Source organism: Geobacillus jurassicus NBRC 107829 (assembly GCF_001544315.1).
Taxonomy (GTDB): Bacteria; Bacillota; Bacilli; order Bacillales; family Anoxybacillaceae; genus Geobacillus; species Geobacillus jurassicus.
In genome coordinates this window covers 1-16,870 of sequence record NZ_BCQG01000049.1, presented here as the reverse complement: position 1 = coordinate 16,870, position 16,870 = coordinate 1, and the positions used below count along the sequence as shown (strand labels likewise).

Genomic DNA, 16,870 nt, shown 5'->3' with positions numbered 1-16,870 from the left:
ATGCAATGGCTTCGGCGTTTTGTTCATCGTAGCCACATTCAAGCTATAATTCACAAAATATTTCAACTATATTATAGTAGTGTTATGAAATTGTATTTTTCAGATCATGACAAGGGCAAACATTCTTTCCGAGATCGTATGCAGCGATCACGTGAATGGAAAGGGGAAGAAGATATCATGACGATGAGAACAGAAAAACAAACATACTTGAATTACATCAATGGCGAATGGATTCATTCCTCCACTGGAAAAATCGAAGCCAGCCTTAACCCAGCCAACATCGATGATATCGTCGGCTACGTTCAAGAGTCCGGAGTCGAGGATGTGAACGTTGCGGTTGAGGCGGCGCGAAGGGCGCAGATGGCATGGAGAAAGCTGTCGGGGCCAAAACGCGGAGAGTATTTGTTCCGCACGGCGGATCTTTTGGAGAAACGGCTCGATGAGATCGCGGAAACGATGACAAGGGAAATGGGGAAAACGCTTCCCGAAGCAAAAGGAGAGGTGCAGCGGGGAGTCAATATTTTGCGCTACTACGCTGGGGAGGGGATGCGGTCCATCGGCGAGGTCATTCCATCCACGGACAGCGAAGCGCTTATGTTTACAACGCGCGTGCCGCTCGGAGTGGTGGGGGTCATCACGCCGTGGAATTTCCCGGTCGCCATTCCGATTTGGAAAATTGCTCCTGCCATCGTCTATGGAAACACGGTGGTGTTTAAGCCGGCGCAGGAAACGGCGGTCACCGCCGCGAAAGTGGTCGAATGCTTTGACGAAGCGGGGCTGCCGGCTGGCGTTGTGAATTTGGTGACGGGCAAAGGATCGGTCATCGGCAATGCGATTGCCGAACATCCTCACATTCATGGCATCACCTTTACCGGCTCCAATGAAGTCGGCAAAATGATCGCTCAAAAAGCGGTGGCCAGAGGGGCGAAATACCAGTTGGAAATGGGTGGAAAAAATCCGGTCATTGTGCTCGAGGACGCTGACCTTGACCGCGCGGTGGAAGCGACAATCAGCGGCGGACTTCGTTCAACCGGACAAAAGTGCACGGCGACGAGTCGCGTGTTTGTCCAGCGCTCCGTCTATGACCAATTTAAAGAAAAGCTGTTGGCGAAAGTGCAACAGCTGAACATTGGCAACGGACTCGAAGATGGCGTCTGGATGGGTCCGTGCGCCAGCCAGAAGCAGCTCGAAACGGTTCTTTATTATATCCAAAAAGGGATCGAAGAAGGGGCGACGCTCGTTTACGGCGGCCAACGTTTGACAGACGGAGAGCGGGCGAAAGGGTTTTACGTGCAGCCGACCATCTTTGAAAACGTATCGCCTGACATGACGATCGCCCGCGAAGAAATTTTTGGCCCCGTGCTCGCCTTGATCAAAGTCGATACGTTTGAAGAGGCGATCTCGCTCGCCAATGACACGCCATTTGGCCTCAGCGCGTCGATTTTTACGCAAAATATCGGAAAGATGCTGGCGTTTATTCAAGACATCGAGGCCGGGCTCGTCCGCATTAATGAAGAAAGCGCCGGGGTTGAACTGCAAGCGCCGTTTGGGGGGATGAAGCAGTCAAGCTCCCACTCGCGGGAACAAGGGCGAGCGGCCATCGAATTTTTCACCGCGATGAAGACGGTGTTAATCAAAGGATAAGGAAGGAGAGAAAGTGCTCTGCCGTTATGGCAGGGCGCTTTTTGCCTTTGAAGAGGATGGTGGCTGCGCCCGTTTTCGGTTGGCGATTGCCGGTGCGTGAACGGTTCGCTTACAATAGAAGGAGAATGAGTCTGTGTGCGGGAGGGAGATCAAAATGAGCCAGCCGGGTGAGCAGCACCGCTATACGTTAAGCGAGTTTTTTTCTTTAGCTGGAGACGAGCGGATGGAGCTGTACGAAGGAAACATTGTATTGATGCCCCCGGCTTCTTATGAGCATGAAGGTGTGGTCGCTAATTTGATCGCCGAGTTTCGCATGGCGTTAAAAGGAGATTCTTGCCTTGTGTTCGGCAGCAACCTCCAAGTCGTCTTTTTATTTGAAGACGAACAAAAAGGAAAGCGAAACGTGACCGTGTTGCCGGATATATCGATTGTTTGTGACCGAACGAAACTGCGCCAAGGGCGGTGTTACGGCGCTCCCGACCTTGTGGTGGAAGTTCTGTCGCCAAGCACCGCCCGCAATGACCGGCTGCTCAAGCGTCATTATTATGAGAAAGCGGGGGTCGGCGAGTATTGGCTTGTCGATTATCAGCATAAGACGATTGAAAAGTACTGTTTGCGTTCAGAAGTGTTTGAGCTCGAAGATGTATATGACGCCTCGAATCCATCAGCGGTCTCGACGTTGTTTCCTGAGGTGCGGTTTTCGGTGGACGATGTGTTTGCGTTTTTGCTGTAAACAGCGGCTTAGGTGCGTGCGCCCGTGTTTGTCAGCTGATGAGCGTGGCGGATTGTGCGGGGGAAGGGGAATAGTAAGAAGTAATGAGTAATTGAGATGGACTAGAAGGTCGGTGAAAAAACCACTGTTCTTCTCCAATCAGTGGTTCTTCGTGAAAACGAAGGACCGGCTTTGCAGGATTTCTCAATTTGAAAAACGTCGCTGGAGAGCGGCATTTTCAGTTAAATCACCAGTTCTCTAGAGCGCGATATCTATCGGCAAGTCGAGTGGCTGTTTTCGATTTGTCTGCCAACATGCGCTAGACGGCGGTGTCACCGCCTCATTGGCGCTTGATCCGCACGGCAAAACGTTAAGCTATGCCTTGTTGGAGATGGAGCTTTGATCTCTCAGACTAAATGGGCAGCAAGGAAATGATCGATGTCCGTGTTTTCGTCATGCAACTGTGTTCCATTGCGCTAAATTAAGGAGACAATATATAGAAGGGTGCCCAAAAGTAGGTGGCACCCTTTCTATATACTTGCACAATGCCTTGTATCTCTCTTGAAGAAAGATGACATTTTGAAACGGCCGCTCTTTCATGAATGGTTGCTTCAGTCAATGAGGATTCTTGAGTTTGCGACGGTGTTGTTCTTTATTCTTAGCCCAAACTAAGACAGATTCATGTCATTAGAAAAAATGAGAAAATGATGAAAAAATAATTGACAATGATAATTTCTATCAATCAAAATAGATATGTGATAATGAGAATCTATCTCTATTACAAACCATAACGGTTAATGGTGGTAACATGCTGATGTGTGAATTCAGTCAATCAAGGAGTAGGAGTCTGAACTTGTCGAAGTGGTTAGGAGAATGAGAAAAAGAATCTATATAGATGCAATTTAAAGCTTTAACATTTATAGCTTTTACCGGTCATTGGATCGACTGTCGGGTGACCGAACAACGCCGCTTCCAGACCCATGTATGGGTCTGTGAAGCGGGTCGTTGTTCGGTCTTCCGTCACGCTAAGGCGTGACGGAGGCAAGCCTGTGGCTTGCCTTCGACAGTCAAAAATGGACAAGCCGCTTTTCCGTCAAGGATATGTTAAACGCTTTCGTTGCATCTATATATATCAATGAAACAGGATGACTGTCAAAACGCTTAAAAATCAAGAAAAATAAGGAATCATACATATAGAATACTTGACTTTTTTGGATGTGGCCACCATCCCATTTCCATCGTGAGCTAACGAAGGAAATCGTTTTTGGCGTACAAATACGATTTGATCCAGTCTGTTTCCGCCTGGCTGCACGGCGATTTTTCGGTCATGATGCAAGGGCGTTATGAGATGCTGTATGTCAGCGTTCCGCTCATGGCCATCGCTTACGCTTACGCCAACCGGTTCACGATTGCTGGCATGGGCGAGGAAATGGCGACGAACTTAGGGATTCGCTATCGTTCCATTGTGTATACTGGATTGCTCATTGTGGCCGTGGTTTCCGCGGTTGAAGTGTTGACGGTCGGTACGTTGCCGTTTTTAGGATTGATCGTTCCGAATATCGTCACGATGTATTATGGGGATCATTTGCGCAAAGTATTGCCGCTGACAGCGATTGTAGGCGCGCTGTTCGTATTGGTTTGTGACGTGTTTGGCCGCGTCGCCATCTATCCATATGAAATCCCGATCGGCTTGACGGTCGGGGTGATCGGGAGCGGCGTCTTTTTATATTTGTTGGCAAGGAGAACGAGGCAGTATGTCTAACCGGATGAAAACCGCCATTCTAGCTGCAGTGGTTCTGGTATTCATTGCGCTGTTTTTGTTCACTCATTTGCGGGGCAATATCGAGTACGTGTTGCGCTCCCGAAGCGAGAAAGTGATCGCGATGGTGCTTGTCGGCTGGGCGGGAGCGGTGTCGACCGTTTTGTTTCAGACGATGACAAACAACCGCATTTTAACGCCGCGCATCATTGGCCTCGATTCCGTTTATATGCTGATTCAAACGGCGGTTGTGTTTTTGTTTGGGGCGACGACGTTGACCATGATGAACGATACGGCGCATTTTCTTCTTTCCGCCGGCAGCATGATCGGTTTTTCCGTTTTTCTTTATTCGTTTCTGTTTCAGAGGGAAGGACGGAACATTTATTTCATTTTGCTTGTCGGGATGATTCTAGGCACTTTTTTCAAAGTTTGACATCGTTTATGCAATACTTGATTGACCCGAATGAATTTTCCATCGTTCAAAGTTGTTGGGGCAAATGTTTGGCAAAGAAAAAGAGGTGGAAGATGAATTAGTGAAGATTGAAAAGCAAATTGAAGAAGTGAAAGCGAAAGCGGGAGACAAAAAAGCATTGGTGATTTTAACAACTGGCGGCAAAGTGAGCGCCTTCGGCAAAGGGTCGCGATTTGGCCTCATCCATGATGTGCTCGGCGTCCAGCCGGTTGATCCGAATTTAAAAGCGGATACGCCGCACGGACAAAGTGTATCGTTCGAATACATCGCTGAGAAAAACCCGGATTATTTGTTTGTCATTGACCGCGACGCGGTTGTCGAAGGAAAGCCGACGGTGAAACAAACGATTGAAAACGCGCTGGTGAAAAAGACAAAAGCGTACCAAAACGGCCATATTGTGTACTTGGATCCAAATTATTGGTACCTCTCGGGCGGCGGATTGACGTCGGTGTCGGAAATGATCAAACAAGTGGGACAAGGGCTTGAATGATGGACAGGCGGGCTTAGACAGCCCGCCTGCCGCATTTGCTCATAAAATAAGATTCTTAATTTTGTAGATTTCCCGTTCATGTTCGATCGCTTTGTTCGAGAGGAAGGTAATATCGAGTTTCATGCTGTTGAGCTGTTCCGTGAATGATTGGGCATAGGAATCGATTTTCTCTTCCAAGGTGCTAAGTTTTTGTTGGATGGAAGACACTTCACCGTGGAGCTTGTGTACATCCATAGCGAGGGCTTCGAGTGTGGCGTCAGTTTCCTCTTGACGGTGAAGCAGAGCGGACATAAGGTCATACAGTTCTTTTTGGCCGGCTTTTAAGTATGTTTGTTCTTCTTCTAACCGTTTTTGGCCTTGAAAAAGGTCTTGTTGTACGCGGCGCAGTTCTTCCAGTTGTTTTTGGAATCCTTCTTGTTGTTTTTGGAACTCTTGCAGCTGTACCCGGAATTGTTGTTGTTCTTTGCGCATCTCCTCTTGAGCTTGACGGATCTGTTGCTGCTCCTTGCGGATTTCCTGTTGCTCTTTTCGGATTTCGAGTTGTTCTTTGCGCATTTCCTGTTGTTCTTTTCGGATTTCGAGCTGTTCTTTGCGCATTTCTTGTTGCTCTTTTCGAATTTCCTGCTGTTCTTTTCGGATTTCTTGTTGCTCTTTCCGAATCGCTTGCTGTTCTTCTTCCAACCGTTTTTGTCCTTCGACGAGCAAATGCAGTGTGTCTTCAATATGGCCGAGCCGATCGAATAATTGCAAGAGGACCTCCTCGCTCATCGTGTCACCTCTTTCACAGAATCTTCCTTCATTATAGCACATACGTTCCCTGTGGACAAGCAAATTTATGCATATAGTGTGCATGAGGGGGGAGGGGTTGGCCATATGATATAATATTAATAGACTGTCGAATTCCGACAGTTGGATTTATCGTACATTTCTAGCAAAGAAGGGATTCAATGTATGCTCTACGTTTCTCCGGCGAAAATGGCGAGCTATTTTTACCATGAATGCGAGCGGAATTTTTACTTTCAGTCATTGGCGAAAGAACGGCGCGGCGAGCTCGATGTGCCCAAAGAGCTGTTTGAGCGGTCTGCTGTTCATGAGAGTGTGTTGCGCCGCGGAGTTGAGTGGGAAGAGGAAGTGATTTCGACACATTTGGCCGGCCAGGTGAAAATGGGGAAGCGATTGCCAGGCATGCCGCTTTCCCACTGCTTTTTGGATGGCGTGGAGACGATCCAAGAGCTGAAACGGCCGAGCAAACGGTATTTGTACCAGCCGACCTTGATTGTGCCGCCGCGTTTTTACAAACGGTACGGGTTGGATCCAGACGTGATCCGTTTTGCGGCGTGCCGTCCGGATTTGATTGAGTGCAGATCGGAACAAGACGGCTTTGCGTTTCGGATCATCGACATCAAATCATCAGATGTATTGAAACTTTCCCACCGCGTGCAAACGGCGTTGTATGCGTTAATCTTGTCTTTGATTTTAGAGGAGCACGGCATTGCGGGCAAGGTTGATTTGCGCGAAGCGGGCGTATGGACGTACGGGGCAGGGCAGCCGCAAGCAGCTGATATCAGTCAACTGCTTCCGTATATCGAACAGTTTTTAACTAGCGAATTGACAGCGCTGGCCACAAAACAGGCGGACGAGTTGTTTTGGCACTTGGATTACCGTTGCGAATGGTGTCCGTTTTACGATTATTGTTTAGACAAAGCGCGGCAACAAAAGCACATTTCCCTCGTTCCGTACTTATCGAGCCACGCGTCCCGCTTTATCCGTGAGCGGCAGCTGCCCGAGACGATCGGCGAGTTTCGCCAATTTCTTGAACGTCAAGAAAACAGGCATGTGCTGAAACAAAACGCTGGGCTGGCGCGCCAACTTCGACGACTTGAAGCGCAGCTTGAGGCCATCGCACAAGAAAAAGTCGTTCCGTATGATCGTGCGGTGACACATATGCCTATATGGGAAGACATCCGTCTTATTCTCACCGCTCAACGCGATCAGTTGACGGGAAAGGTTGCGGCGGCATCGTTGTACCGCGTCGGTGGGGCAGATGTGTTTGGAACAGGATCGGAAATGCATCATTTTATCGCCGGTTCGTTCGAGGAATGCGACGCGGTCGGCCGGAATTTTGCCGATGCGCTTGATCGTCTGCTTCAGACGGTGCACGATTACAACCGAACGCGTGAGTGGCGGGCGCAAAAGTCGGTGCAGGCGTACGTCGTCGACAACTATGAATGGGAAAATGTGCAACAGTTGTTTCATGAGCTTTTGTTGGATTCGGAATATAACGAAAAAGCGGTTCGGTTGCTGTCTTATTTTCATAGCAGTGTGTTATCAAGCGCCAGCGATCATCCGTGCGAAATGGTTCCGCTTCCTGTCGTTGTCCTGACAACCGTAGCGAGCCAGTTGTTCGCCTTGCCGGTGCATGTCGCTTACCGTCTTGAAGACTTGTCGCGATATGTTGCGGCCTACAATGACTCGCCGTTTCTGTACTCGGCGAGTGAGCGTTTTTCGTTTCGTTTGACGAACGCCATGAAAATGGACGTGCTGCACGACGCATGGCAAACAGGGGACGAGGAGAAAAGAAAAGCGGTCGAGAAGGAACTGAGCCGGCGCCTTTGGGCGGCGAGCAGCGTCATTCAAGGCATCCGCGCGTGGGCTGCTAACGTCCATCCTTCTCCGCTTGTCGTTTGGCCGGAAAAATTCCGTTTTCCCTCTTCGGCGGATTACCGCGATCCGCTTGTGTCCAAGTTGGCGTTTATGGCGCGCTACGAGGCGCTATTAAACTACTTGGATATTCGCCAAAGCCGCCTGCTCCCGCTTCCGGAGCGGCTTGAGAACGGGGTGACGCTTCATGTCACGTACCTTGGCGGCGAGCGGTTCCGTCTGAACAACCGGCAGGCGCTTGAAGCGATCGATTCCAAAGCGAACTGGCTGCTCACCGAGTGCAATGAGGAAGGGGAAAAGGCGCAGCAGACGTTTCCTGATATCAAATACGCAGGCGACTGGTCAGCGCCAAAAGGGGCCAACTTGTACTTTACCCGCATTCGCGCCATCCATGATCATGGCAAAAAGGTTGAACTCGAGCTCGAGTTGCCCAAATGGCTCGACCGTTTCCCGCTTGTTGAAGGAGAGGAGTATTGGCTGTCGCTCCGGCATGCTGATTTCACTATGCCGCGCGTCTTGCGGGCGTTGCAACAGTTGGATCAGGAAAATCACCGCATTCTTAGTTTGATTCGCGACCCGGCTCGCTACCGGAAAACGTTTCGGCCAAACTGGGATGTAGATGAAGTGAAGATGCTTCTCCGCCAAAGCGGACTGACAAAAAGCCAGCGTCAGGCATTTCTCCACTTTCTCCACCATACGTTGACGCTCGTCTGGGGGCCGCCTGGCACTGGGAAAACACACTTTATCGCTGCTGCCCTTCAGTTGCTCATGACGATTTATGAGAAGCGGGGGCGGAGGCTCGCTATTCTCGTTTCTGGCTTCACCCACGCGGCGATTGAAAACTGCCTGCGTAAAATTCAGGAGCTTGTGCCGCGGCACCGTGTCCACATTGCCAAGCTCGGCGAGATTCAGACGGAAAAAGCAAAAGGGATGGCCGAAGTGGCGGATCGCGAACTTTCTGACTGGCTCAGCAACGGCGGCCATCGGGTGCTTGGCGCTACGCTGTACAGCATTCAAAAGGCGTACGAAAAAGGATATATAAATGAAGAGTTTGATGTCGTCGTCCTTGATGAAGCGTCGCAAATTCGCGTTGCCGATTCATTGTTGGCGTTAAGCCACGTCAAAAAAGCAGGCCGTCTGCTCATCGTCGGCGATCACTTCCAACTGCCGCCAATTATTCAAGGGACGTATGCGGTCACCGAAGGGGAGCCGCCCTTGTTCGACTCGATTTTCCGCCTGCTGTTTGACGCCGATGCCGAGAAGCGGTTCACCCGCCAATTGACGGACAATTTCCGCATGAATGAAGCGCTTTGCCGCTACCCGGCCGAGCGGATTTACGGGTCGGACTATACGGCGTTCAATAAGCGTATTGCTTCTCAAACGTTGGCGCTTGCCGCCGCACGTCCTGCCGATGAATGGGTGGAAGCGGCGCTTGACCCCGATTATCCGCTTGTTGTCTGCGTTTACGACGGTGCATACGGCACGCAGGAAAACGAGGCGGAAGCGCGCTGGGTGGCGAGCATCACGAAAGTGCTTCGGGAGCGTCTGCTTGATGACAATGGACAACGGTATGATGATACATCAGACGGCGATCAAGCGTTTTGGCGCCATGGACTGTTTATCATTTCGCCGCATCGCGCCCAAATCCGCGCCATTCGCCGCGAGCTTGAACGCCAAGGGCTGCGTCCGCCGTTTTTTGTCGACACGGTCGATAAAATGCAAGGACAGGAGGCGGAAGCCGTGATCATCAGCTATGGCGTCGCCGATCCTGAACTGGCCATGATGGAAGGGGAGTTTATCTACAGCTTGAACCGCCTCAACGTCTCGCTCACACGGGCGCGGAAAAAGGCGATCATCTTCCTCTCGCGCCAACTCATGTCGCCGTCGCTTCAAGTGATCGGCAACGAGGAATACCATGAAGGAGTGAACTTTATGCTTAGGCTAGAAAACTATGCTTCACGGCATGGGAAAGCCCAAACGTTCGTTGTCGACGGCGCCGCGCTGCGAATGTACCGGGTCGGCTGTCCTAAGCCTGAAGAGGTGGATCATCCATCTCTCTGAAAATCGCATAAGCGTGCGCCATCCGCCATGCCGCCTTCTCCATTTCGTTGGACGGTTCTCGTCCTCGCTGATGAATGTAGCGGGGGACGGAAGACAGCCAAAACACGGAGGAGGTGTGCATGGCTGTTTTTTTGGATGGCAAAGCCGTCTATATAATTGTTATTTTGTTACATATTGCCGATAGGTCTTAACGCCTGTAAAATGATTTTGTAAGAAACGGAGAAATCTGCACCTTTTGCCATTCTAATAATCAAGCAGACAGCGGGATGGAAGGGCAGATTGGAACACCTTCGTTTGGCGGCGGATGGCTGCTTACATAACAGAAAGTGCAGGTGATTGGCATTGTACACATTTTTTGAGACTTTGTTTTCTCTAATCAACAAGATCGGAAATAAAGGGTTTACCGATTTATTTCTTTATTTTCAGTTGGGGTTGTTTTTGGTGATGGCTGCCTGGCAGTTTGTGCGCATTCAGAGGGAAATCGCGGTGATGAATCAGCTGAAGCCGAAGTTGCTCGAGCTGAACCGCTCCTCAGATGGAAGCGCCTACGAGATTGACCAGGCTATTAACAGTCTTTTTGCCCAAGTGAAAAAATCAAAATATAAGGAGTTGTGGGAACGATATTATAATCGTGTTTCGCAAAAAAATGAAGACGAACGCATTAATGTAGAACCGTTTTTTGGATTTGATGTGATGTATCATCATATGGGGTATCGGACATTGATGGACATGGGGGCGGGCATCCATGTCAGTCTCGGCGTTCTCGGCACCTTCGTCGGTCTCTCGGTCGGGCTGGCTGAGTTGCATATTGGCAATACAGAAGCGTTGCGGTCAGGGATTAGCAGCTTGCTAGATGGGATGAAAGTAGCCTTTTACACCTCTGTATGGGGCGTGTTGCTTTCGTTAATGTGGACGATGTTTGACCGGTGGATTAGCAGCACGCTTGAGCGCAATATTGACTGGCATTCCGAACGGCTTGACTTTTTGCTTAGCACTGATGATGAGGAGTTGTTTCTCAACCGTTTGGAAAAGTTATCGCGCAATCAGGCCGACCATTTGAAAACGCTGTTGACTGATGCGCTTGAAAAGGCGATGCAGCCGATCGTTCTGTCGCTTCAGCAGTCACACGGCAGTCTGCAGCAAGCGTTCGGCCAGCTTCATGACCAGTTCGCCCAGCTGCATGAAGGAATGGAGACGCAGGCGAAGCTGCTTGAGTCGCAAATTGAGCTGACGAAAAATACGAGCGCTGATGTAACGAGCCGGCTTGTTGATGAGATTACGGGCGGAACACAACAATCGATCGGGCAGTTTAGCGAGTTCGTCCAACAGTCGCAAGTGCTGCAGACGGAAATGATGAAAACGATTGAGGCGTTCACAAGCCGTTTTGCTTATACGGAAGAGCGGCAGGCGATGACGCTCGAGCGGACGGAAAAAATGTTTGCGCAGTTTGAAAAGATGGCCGCAGAGCTTGAGTTGATGAAGGACAGCTATCAAAAAACGGCAAGCATGATGAACGGGTTAGGAGAAACATTCTACCAGCTGCAGCAGCTGACGAAAGACCAGCTTCCGGTTCAACAGGAAGTGATGCGAAGCAACCAGCTATTGGCGCAGAAGTATGATGATTTGGCCGATCAGTTCACCCGCTTTAATGCGCAAGTTGAAATACAGTACAGCCAGCTGCTCGACCAGCTTGTCCATGCGTCGTCCTCACTTTCAGCCTCGTTTCAAACGATGGCAAACAGATTTGATGAGTCGCTCCGCATTCAAAAAGAATCGCTGCATGATTCGCAGCAGCTGCTTGGCGACGTCCAGTCGGCTGTTGCCGCGCTGTCGCCGCTCGTTCCCGAGCTGCGTGAAACGTTCGATCGCGTCCGCGAGCTAAAGGAGCAGCTGCTTGAAATGCAGGAAGCACAAAAACAGCTTCTTCCAGAGCTTGTGCAGCTGCGTACGCAAACGAAGGAAACGGTCGAGGAAACGTTGCGGACGACGAAAGTGTATATGCATGAGATGACAGAGCAAATTGGGGCGCTGCAGGAAAACTGGGCGACAACAAAAGAACAGTTGGCAAGAATTACCGAAGCTCTCCACTTATCTATGAAAGATTTTGCTGAAAATATTGACAGCGGTTTAAGCAAAACGTATCAACATTTTGATGAGACCTTGACCAAGGCTGTGCAAGAAGTGAGCGGGCTCGTTTATCAATTCAGCGAAGTGCAGGCGGATTTTATTGAAAATTTGGAAGACTTGGTGGATCATTTGGATAGATGGAAAGCAGGGGCTTCAACATGAAATACCGGAAACGGACGGAAGTCAATTATTGGATGTCCTATGCGGATTTAATGAGTGCCATGTTGATGGTGTTTGCCTTGTTGTTGACGTTTGTCATCCTTGATTACCGCGAATTGCTTGAAGAGAAAGAAAAGCAAATTGAGGAGGTTGTCAGCGTCAAAACGGAGATCATCCGGGCTCTGACTGAAGCGTTTAAGCAATCGAATATGGCGATTGAAATTGACCAGCAAACAGGAGCCATCCGCTTTCCCGGCAGCATTTTGTTTGAATCCAATTCGGCGGAAATCTCTCCGGAGGGGAAGGCGTTTTTGCAGCAGTTTATCCCTAAGTATATGGGGATTTTATTGCAGGACCGATTTAAAAATGAAATTTCGAGCATCATTATCGAAGGGCATACTGACCGGAATGGGACGTACATGTACAATATGTCTTTATCGCAGCGCCGGGCGTATGCCGTTTTAGAGTATATTTATAGCAAAGAGTTTCCTAATTTTAAAGAACGGGAGCTGTCGAAAAAGTACATTACCGCAAATGGCCGGAGCTTCAGCAGTCCGCTAACGGATCAAAATGGCAAGTATGATCCTGACCGCTCGCGGCGGGTTGAGTTTTTATTCCGCCTTAAGGACGATGAAGCGATTAAAGCCCTTGAAAAGTTGGTGAACGAATAATGAAGTATGAGTATGAACCGGTGTTGCTAAAACGGTGGCTGCGCAAACCGCGCCCGCCTCTTTTGAAACAAACGGTTGAATATAGCGCTGGGAAATACCAGAGCGTGCTTGAACGATTGTCCGACCGGTTTGCGGAAGTAGCCAATGCGCCGGTTTCGGTGTTTCAAGAGTGGGTACAACAGCTGTCGCGGCGGGAGAAGCTTCTTCTCCCCAACTTGTACAAAAAAGAGCTGCCCGAAGAGACCAAAAAAGCTATGATCGAGTCCATCCAGCGCCATATCCAGCATGAGCGCCGCCTTTTCCGCGTGTTAGTCGATGTTATGTATGAAACGTGCGATTTGGACGAAATTTGGAAGCTTTTGCGTTACGCCTATGCTGCCCATATAGAGAAAATCGAAAAGCGGATGGAAAAAGAAAGAAGTGAAAAATGGCGGCGTTATTTGTTAAGCAAAGATCCGATTGTGTATTTGGCGACAACGGCGTATGAAAGCGAGAAAGGGATTTTAGACGAGCTGGAGACGTTTTATTTAACGAAAAACTTTCCGTTGTTTAAGCTCGTGCTGATGGAAATTTTCCAGCTGGCCGATGAATCGTTTTTTCTCAAGGAACAAGACTTATATCGGGAGCTGTTTGTTTCCTCAACAAATGAACAGCAACAAAAAATGGCGAACGCATTGATCAAAAAGTGCAAACTGAATCATGTCAAGCCGCTCGGAAGACTGATATTTGAAAAGTTGCAAACGTATCACAGAAAACCAATGCTATGGAGATATGTCGGGGAAGAGGAAAAGCGGCGGTTTGCCCAGTGGATTATGAGGTTGGAATTGAAAGACTTTTTTGGCGGCGTGAATAAAAACCATGAACGGTTTCAATATTGGGAGAAATTTATTCCGAAGCTTGAGGATGTCGTCGTGACCGATGAACGCACGACGTTAATCATGTATTTCCGTGACGTTGTCATTATGGAAGTGCTTGGCACTGGGGCGGTTTATATTTATCGTGCTGACGTTTTCCGGCGCCATTTTCAGCCGAAAATTGACCGGATGCTCGCCGAGCGGGAGCGGTTTGCCAACAAGGCATGGCTAAAAGTGCGAGAAGTGAAACGGGCTGAGCTGATGGATAGAAACTTGACGATTCCAGGCGGCTGGCTGCGCCATAACGGTGGGTGGCAACGGAAGTTTGATGAATGGCTTCGGCGCGAACTCGGCTGGGAGGTAAGAAGAAATGTTCTTCTTCAAAAAGAAACAGAAAATGATGAAGGCAGTTTTGACGCCGAATGAGGATGGGATTCATTTTTCGTTTCAGTTGCATGACGGCAAAACCGTCACCGAACTGAAGCTGCCTATGGCCAAAGAAGATATCGAAAAATATTACAAAGTGCAAGGATTTCAGCAGTATGTCGCTTGGGAGGAGCTTTACGACTCGGGCGTTCTTGTCGATTCGACTTTGCCGTATAGCGAGTATTATGAATTGCTTAAAGACGAAAGTGCCAAAGAGGTGCTCGAATGTTTAGGACTCCCTGTTGTTGAGGAGAAGGTGAGCGGGAAGCTCTGTCTTCGTTCGCTGCCGCACGAAGCGGATTTGGCCTTGCAGCTATTGGATGCCAGCGGGCGCAACTTAGACCGGATCGGGAAAGCGGCGGGAGCGGTTTACGTCTTGCCGGACCGTTTCGTGCTGCTCCCGGAACAGGTGTACCGTCTGAAACGGGCGCTTTTGGAACCGTATGAATCAGGGTACGAAAAAATCGGTATTTGCCAACAGCTGGCCAAAGAAGCAGGCATTCAGCTTGAAAACTTTTTGCAAACGGAAACGTACCATGTCGTTGATACATATGATCTCGACATCGCCGTGCACCGCCATGACCATATCGAGCTCGTCGTAAAAGGGCGCACTGAGGAGGAGACGCGCCATCTTCAACAGCTGCAGCGGGTCAGCAGCATAAAGAAAGGCCATGAACGAAGCCGGTTTGTTAGTACGGGACGGGTTCACGCCGACATTGTCCATTTGCAGCAAAAACGGCATATTACGGGGGAAGAAGTGCCGCTGTTTTTGGAAAATCCGGCTGCCGTCCTGCCTGAGCATGATTACTTGTTTGATTTGGACCAGTTTTCAGAACGTGTCCGCGGCCTCATCCCGATTGAACGGGTGCGCCCTGTTTTTCATAAGCGGACGGGAATGCAATGGCTTGATGAGGAAAGCGGTCATACAGTTCCGTACGATGAGGCGTTTTTGCGCGAACTGATGGAAAAATATCCGGACCAGCAATATGTCGAGTATAACGGCAAATGGATTTACCTAGATCCTTTATTGCGCCGGAAGCTGTTGCAGCTGCCGAAAGACGCCGACGAGGCGTTGAAGCGGCGATATATTCTTGACATTAAAGATAATGAGGAAGAGCTTGAGTACAAAATGGATAGCGCCCAAGCAGCACCGCTTCGGCGTTATCCAGTTCCCTCTGAGCTGCAGGCGGAGCTTTTCCCGCACCAAATCGAAGGTTTTGAATGGCTTTGCCACTTGGCGGAGCAAGGAAGAGGCGGCTTGCTGGCCGATGATATGGGGCTTGGGAAAACCATTCAAGTGATTGCGTTTTTGCTGCATCAAAAGGCCCATGGGCGGCTAAGGCCGACGTTGGTCGTTCTGCCGATTGCACTTATTGAGAACTGGATAGCGGAAATCGAAAAATTTGCTCCAAGTCTGCTCGACGGTTTGTATATCCATAAAGGGAGCGGGCGGCTGGCTTCGTCGCAGCTCATTTCACAGTTTGATATCGTTTTGACCAGCTACGATACGCTGAAAATCGACCAACTTTTGTTAGGGAAGATTGAATTCCAAGCGATCATTTGCGATGAGGCGCAAAACATTAAATCCCACGCCAGCCAGCGGTCGCGCGCCATCCGCGCCATGCAAGGGCATTTTCGCTTGGCGATGACCGGCACGCCGGTTGAAAACAGCCTAGACGAACTATGGACGATTATGGACTTCGTTCAGCCCGGCGCTCTAGGCTCGTTAAAAGAGTTTCGGTCCCGCTATGCGGAAACATCGGACTATAACGCGTTGCTTAAAGCCATCCAACCGTACTATTTGCGGCGAACGAAGCAGCAAATTCTCGATGATCGCCTGCCTAAAAAACATCTTGTTCCGCCGATTTACGTCGAGGCGTCGCCAGTGCAGCAATACATCGCCCAATCGATGTTGGCTACAAAAGAGAGTGGACAGGTCGCCATTTTGAATATGATTACGAGACTACGGCAGCTGTACGGCCATCCTGGGGCGGTCATTTCAGACTATGAAAATCTTCCCGATGCAGAGGTGCCGAAGTTGAAGGAAACGATGCGCATCGTCGAAACGATTCGGCAAAAGGGGGAGAAAGTGCTCATCTTTACGGAGTTTCGCAAGTTGCACTTTCTTTTGAAACGAATATTCATGGAGAGATACGGAATTTCTGTTCCGGTGATTGACGGGGATACGAAAAATCGCCAATCGGTCGTACAACGCTTTAATGAAACAAAAGGCTTCGGCATTATGATTTTATCCCCGAAAGCGGCCGGCGTCGGCTTGACGATCACAAGCGCCAACCATGTCATCCATTACACGCGCTGGTGGAACCCGGCGGTTGAAAACCAAGCGACCGACCGCGCGTACCGCATCGGCCAGGAAAAAGATGTGTATGTGTACCATATTATCACAACAGACCGTTCCCATTTCCCACAAGGAACGGTAGAGGAATTGATGCATGAACTGCTTGAAAGCAAGCGCCATTTGGCTGAAAATGTCATCATCCCGTTTGATATGCGTGAGATCCAGCAAGCCATTGCCGAGAAAATGATGGAACAACGCCAACTCGTCTAGGAACGGTTTCCGGCCCAGCCCTAGGATCAGCCATCCGCCATGCCGCCTTCTCCGGTTCGTTGGACGGTTCTCGGTGCGGAGTACAACCGTGCGCGGTCCGAAAACGGTCAAAAAACAGGGGAGGTGTGCATGACGGTTTTTCTTTCGGGAGCAGAAATATTGTGTTGATATACCAATGGTTTGGACGATTGACGATTTTAGTCACTTGTACAAGTTAACATAACCACATTTTATTTTTTTTGCGGGGTGGAAGGGGTGTGCAAAG

General features: G+C 49.6%; 10 protein-coding genes and 2 pseudogenes. 11 read left to right on the top strand and 1 reads right to left on the bottom strand.

Features of this window, described 5'->3' with window-relative positions; translation table 11 throughout:
- Window positions 1–177: 177 nt before the first annotated feature.
- The 6 genes and pseudogenes from gucD to GJ1_RS13540 form a co-directional block, all read left to right on the top strand.
- Window positions 178–1,644 carry an alpha-ketoglutaric semialdehyde dehydrogenase GucD gene (gene gucD, locus GJ1_RS13560; protein ID WP_066233425.1) on the top strand — a complete coding sequence of 489 codons (1,467 nt, stop codon included), beginning with the start codon at window positions 178–180 and terminating at the stop codon, window positions 1,642–1,644.
- A gap of 154 nt (window positions 1,645–1,798) precedes the next feature.
- The gene (locus GJ1_RS13555; protein ID WP_066233453.1) at window positions 1,799–2,377 is read left to right on the top strand and encodes a Uma2 family endonuclease; all 579 of its coding nucleotides are present in this window, start codon (window positions 1,799–1,801) and stop codon (window positions 2,375–2,377) included.
- Window positions 2,378–2,624: 247 nt separating this feature from the next.
- Complete coding sequence (locus GJ1_RS19500) at window positions 2,625–2,759, top strand: AtuA-related protein (protein ID WP_444542604.1); 135 nt, start codon at window positions 2,625–2,627, stop codon at window positions 2,757–2,759.
- Between the two features lie 855 nt (window positions 2,760–3,614).
- Window positions 3,615–4,118, top strand: a pseudogene (locus GJ1_RS13550) (iron chelate uptake ABC transporter family permease subunit); the annotation flags it as partial.
- A complete protein-coding gene (locus GJ1_RS13545; RefSeq protein ID WP_245629390.1) occupies window positions 4,111–4,548 on the top strand; it encodes an iron chelate uptake ABC transporter family permease subunit in 438 nt (145 codons plus the stop codon). The pseudogene GJ1_RS13550 and the gene GJ1_RS13545, both read left to right, overlap by 8 nt.
- Window positions 4,549–4,597: 49 nt before the next feature.
- Window positions 4,598–5,077: pseudogene (locus GJ1_RS13540) on the top strand (ABC transporter substrate-binding protein); the annotation flags it as partial.
- A 39-nt stretch (window positions 5,078–5,116) separates the two neighbouring features.
- Here the strand turns inward: GJ1_RS13540 and GJ1_RS13535 are convergent.
- Window positions 5,117–5,845: a hypothetical protein gene (locus tag GJ1_RS13535; RefSeq protein WP_066233423.1), complete on the bottom strand. Its 729-nt coding sequence runs from the start codon at window positions 5,843–5,845 to the stop codon at window positions 5,117–5,119.
- A gap of 183 nt (window positions 5,846–6,028) precedes the next feature.
- Between GJ1_RS13535 and GJ1_RS13530 the strand changes: the two genes are divergently transcribed.
- From GJ1_RS13530 to GJ1_RS13510, 5 genes are all read left to right on the top strand, one after another.
- Window positions 6,029–9,799, top strand: coding sequence for a bifunctional RecB family nuclease/DEAD/DEAH box helicase (locus tag GJ1_RS13530; protein WP_066233420.1), 3,771 nt, complete (start codon window positions 6,029–6,031; stop codon window positions 9,797–9,799).
- Window positions 9,800–10,243: 444 nt separating this feature from the next.
- Window positions 10,244–12,088, top strand: a complete 1,845-nt coding sequence (locus tag GJ1_RS13525) for a MotA/TolQ/ExbB proton channel family protein (protein ID WP_245629392.1) — start codon at window positions 10,244–10,246, stop codon at window positions 12,086–12,088.
- A complete protein-coding gene (locus GJ1_RS13520; protein WP_066233418.1) occupies window positions 12,085–12,756 on the top strand; it encodes an OmpA/MotB family protein in 672 nt (223 codons plus the stop codon). Before GJ1_RS13525 ends, GJ1_RS13520 begins: the two co-directional genes overlap by 4 nt.
- Window positions 12,756–14,036 carry a hypothetical protein gene (locus GJ1_RS13515; RefSeq protein ID WP_066233414.1) on the top strand — a complete coding sequence of 427 codons (1,281 nt, stop codon included), beginning with the start codon at window positions 12,756–12,758 and terminating at the stop codon, window positions 14,034–14,036. Before GJ1_RS13520 ends, GJ1_RS13515 begins: the two co-directional genes overlap by 1 nt.
- On the top strand, window positions 14,008–16,605 hold the full coding sequence (locus GJ1_RS13510; protein ID WP_245629388.1) for a DEAD/DEAH box helicase: 2,598 nt from the start codon (window positions 14,008–14,010) through the stop codon (window positions 16,603–16,605). The genes GJ1_RS13515 and GJ1_RS13510 overlap by 29 nt, the downstream gene beginning before the upstream one ends.
- Window positions 16,606–16,870: the final 265 nt, after the last annotated feature.

Excerpts from the sequence above, each read along its gene's own strand:
- gucD (WP_066233425.1), top strand. The coding sequence starts at position 178 with ATGACGATGAGAACAGAAAAACAAACATACTTGAATTACATCAATGGC.
- GJ1_RS13555 (WP_066233453.1), top strand. The coding sequence starts at position 1,799 with ATGAGCCAGCCGGGTGAGCAGCACCGCTATACGTTAAGCGAGTTTTTT.
- GJ1_RS13545 (WP_245629390.1), top strand. The coding sequence starts at position 4,111 with ATGTCTAACCGGATGAAAACCGCCATTCTAGCTGCAGTGGTTCTGGTA.
- GJ1_RS13535 (WP_066233423.1), bottom strand. The coding sequence starts at position 5,845 with ATGAGCGAGGAGGTCCTCTTGCAATTATTCGATCGGCTCGGCCATATT.
- GJ1_RS13530 (WP_066233420.1), top strand. The coding sequence starts at position 6,029 with ATGCTCTACGTTTCTCCGGCGAAAATGGCGAGCTATTTTTACCATGAA.
- GJ1_RS13525 (WP_245629392.1), top strand. The coding sequence starts at position 10,244 with ATGGCTGCCTGGCAGTTTGTGCGCATTCAGAGGGAAATCGCGGTGATG.
- GJ1_RS13520 (WP_066233418.1), top strand. The coding sequence starts at position 12,085 with ATGAAATACCGGAAACGGACGGAAGTCAATTATTGGATGTCCTATGCG.
- GJ1_RS13515 (WP_066233414.1), top strand. The coding sequence starts at position 12,756 with ATGAAGTATGAGTATGAACCGGTGTTGCTAAAACGGTGGCTGCGCAAA.
- GJ1_RS13510 (WP_245629388.1), top strand. The coding sequence starts at position 14,008 with ATGATGAAGGCAGTTTTGACGCCGAATGAGGATGGGATTCATTTTTCG.